Here is a 3192-nt window from a genome sequence, read left to right on the forward strand (position 1 = left end):
TCTCCGGCAGTAAGGGCCCGGGGCCAAGAGCCGCGCACACCGGTCACCCGTCGGGTCACTCCCTTGCTCCGGGCGGCGACGTCTCATCGGCGGCCGAAGAGCTGCGGCGCGGACCGGAAGGGCTCGTCGTGTCCCTGACCCCGCGTCCGCTGCTGCTCCCGCTCCCGCGCCGGCTCCCGCTCGTGTACGCGCATCGCGGTCTCCTCGGACCTCTCCTCCTGCCTCCTGGGGCAACGCGGGCAACACGGGCAACGCGGGCGCCCCGGCGGCACACGCCGGTGCCGGGCGGTCCTGGCGGCGATGTCGGACGGCTCGGTGGGGGCGGTGGCCTGGAAAGGGCGGATCATGGCCGGTGAGGGTTCACAGAGTGCCGGACAGGACGCTCGGACGTCCGGGGTTACGGGGAAGATCGATGAGACTCTGCTTTCTGGTGGAGGAGCAGTACCGGTACGACGGGATGCCCGTGGAGGTGATCCGCCGGCTCACCGCCTGGGGGCACCGGGTGGATGTGCTGCGGCCGGGCAGTTCGCTGCTGCGGCTGTCGGAGGCGGTGCAGACGGGCAGTCATGACGCCTGGGTGCTCAAGACGGTGTCGGGAGGACCGGGGCTGACACTGCTCGAAGCGGCGGCGGCGGTCGGGCTGACAACGGTCAACGACGCGCGGTCGATCCGTGGTGTGCGCGACAAGGCGCTCGCGGCGGTGATCGGGCGGAGCCACGGGCTGCCGATGCCGGTGACGTACGCGGCGGCCCGGCCGGAGGTGCTGGCGGAGCTGCCGGAGACGGAGTTCCCGCTGGTGGTCAAGCCCGCCGACGGGAGCTCGGGGCGCGCGGTACGGCTGGTGCCGTCACTGGACCGGCTGGCCGAGCTGGCGGGCGAACTGTCCGGCGAGGGGATGCTGATCGCCCAGCCGTATGTGCGCAACTCGGGGATCGACCTCAAGGTGTACTGCGTCGGCGGCGAGTTGTACGCGACCGAGCGCTGCTCGCCGCTGCACCCCGACCGGCCCGCGCACGAGCGGCGCGTACCGGTGTCCGCCGAGGTCGCGGGGATGGCGGCGGAGGTCGGCGCGGTGTACGGGCTCGATCTGTACGGCGTGGACGTGCTGTTGGGCCCGGACGGCCCGGTGATCGTCGACGTCAACGACTTCCCGAGCTTCCGGCTGGTGCCCGACGCGGTGGAACGGGTGGCGAGGGCCGTACTGGAACTGGCGCGTGCGGGCGGAGCACGGCCGGGCACGGACGAGGCCGCGTCGCGTGCCGAGGGGACAGGAGCGAGTACGAACGGAACGGGACCGGGCACCGATCGGACTCGACCGCGCACCGACGGAACAGGCCACGAACACGACGGAACCGGTCAAGGCCGCGACGGAACCGGGCAGGTACCCCAGGGGGCACAACCGGGCACGGCGGACATCATCCCGCTCCCGGAACCGGCCCGTGTGGCCGTACAGTTCCGTGCCTCGGCGGCCGGTGAGGGCCGATGAGGATCTGTCTGATCACATCCCGGCCCGGCCATCCGCTCCTGGCCGCCGCGACGGCGCTGCTGACGCCGCGTCATCGGGTGGACTCGATCGATCCGGAGACCGGAGACGACATGTCCCGGCCGCCGGCGTCCGGGGGCGGGCTCGCCGATGTCTATCTCCTCAAGGCACGGACACCGCGCGCGCTGGAGCTGGCCCGGTCCTTCGAGGAGCGTGGCGCTCCCGTGGTCAACTCGGCCGCCGCGACCGGACTCTGCCAGGACCGGGCCCCCATGGCCGAGCTCGCCACGTCCGCCGGGCTGCCGTTCGCGCACACGCGCGCGGTGGCCGCCCTCCGGCGACTCGCGGCCGAGCCGGACCTGCCGTACCCGCTCGTGGTCAAGAGCCGCCACAGCCGACGGCACGATCTGGTGGCTCGGGTCGACGACGCCGCGCGGCTGCGCCGGCTGTGCGCGCAGTGGCCCGACGAGCCGGTGGTGGTCCAGCCGTTCACCGCGAACAGCGGCTGGGACCACAAGCTCTGGGTGATCGCCGGCCAGGTCTTCGCGGGCCTGCGCCGCTCGGAACTGGCGGATCCCGGGCCGGACGCGCGGCCCGAGCCCGGTCGCCCGCCCCGGCCCGGGAGCCGGGGCCCGACTCTCCCGCTGACGGTGGCCGGTCTGCCCGACGGATGGGTCGACCTGGTCCGCCGGGTCGGATCGGTCTTCGCGCTCGACGTGTACGGCGTGGACCTGATCGACGCGGGCGGTGGTACGCCACTGATCGTCGACATCAACGCCTTTCCCGGCATCCGGGGGCAGGCGGGTGCGCCGGAGGCCCTCGCGGCCCTGGCGCTGCGGGCGGCGGCAGGCGAGGCGGAGGCGGCCACCGTACCGATGTGACAGCTGTGCCGGTACGGGACTCGGGTGGTGCCCGAAGACCCCGCTGTCTCCCGTGTCCCCTGGGCAGGTAATACTCACTTCATGGGTGCGAAGATTACGGGGAGGGGCGCGGGGAAGTGCGCGGACGGGCCCGGCGAGACGTTCGACGGCGAAGCCGTACGGATCAGACGAGCGACCGCCCGCGATGCCAAGCGGCTCACCGCGCTCGTACGCCGGTCCCGTGCCTACGAGGGCCCGTACGCGCCGATGATCGCCGGCTACCGGGTCGGTCCCGACTACATCGAGGCCCACGAGGTCTTCGTCGCGGTCGCCGTCGCCGCCGCGGTCGGCTCCGGGGAGCGGATCCTCGGCTTCTACGCCCTGGTCCTGCTCACTCCGGCTTCCACTCCCGCTTCCACTCCCACCCGGACTCCCGCTCCCGCCCCGGCGGAGCTCGACCTGATGTTCGTGGCCGACGACGCACAGGGCCTCGGTATCGGCCGCAGGCTGATCGAGCACATGAAGGCCGGCGCGCGCGAGGCCGGCCTCGACGGTGTCCGTATCGTCTCGCACCCGCCCGCCGAGGGCTTCTACCGCAGCGTGGGCGCCCGGCGGACCGGCACGGAAGCCGCGAATCCACCGGCCGTGATGTGGGACCGCCCCGAACTGCTCCTGCCGATCGGGCCGATGACGCCTATCGCGCGCGAGGGAAGCGGCTGCCGCGACGGAAGCGGCTACGCGGCCTCGTCCACATGACTGACACCGTCGTGCAGGGCGGCGGCCCATTCCCGCAGGAGCGCTTCGTACGCCTCCGAGGGCCACGTACCGTCGGAGGCGTACGAAGCGCTC

3 protein-coding genes are annotated in these 3192 nt (G+C 73.0%); all 3 read left to right on the forward strand.

Annotation, left to right across the window (positions count from 1 at the left end; all coding sequences use genetic code 11):
- The first annotated feature begins 412 nt into the window (after positions 1 to 412).
- Positions 413 to 1486 (forward strand): ATP-grasp domain-containing protein, encoded by a 1074-nt coding sequence (locus BFF77_RS30740; protein WP_245703892.1) that lies wholly within the window; start codon positions 413 to 415, stop codon positions 1484 to 1486.
- Positions 1483 to 2364, forward strand: a complete 882-nt coding sequence (locus BFF77_RS30745) for an ATP-grasp domain-containing protein (RefSeq protein WP_066956596.1) — start codon at positions 1483 to 1485, stop codon at positions 2362 to 2364. Before BFF77_RS30740 ends, BFF77_RS30745 begins: the two co-directional genes overlap by 4 nt.
- A gap of 81 nt (positions 2365 to 2445) precedes the next feature.
- A complete protein-coding gene (locus BFF77_RS30750; protein WP_079125642.1) occupies positions 2446 to 3099 on the forward strand; it encodes a GNAT family N-acetyltransferase in 654 nt (217 codons plus the stop codon).
- Positions 3100 to 3192 lie beyond the last annotated feature (93 nt).

Origin of the sequence: Streptomyces lushanensis, from assembly GCF_001700515.1 — a bacterium.
Lineage (GTDB): Bacteria > Actinomycetota > Actinomycetes > Streptomycetales > Streptomycetaceae > Streptomyces > Streptomyces lushanensis.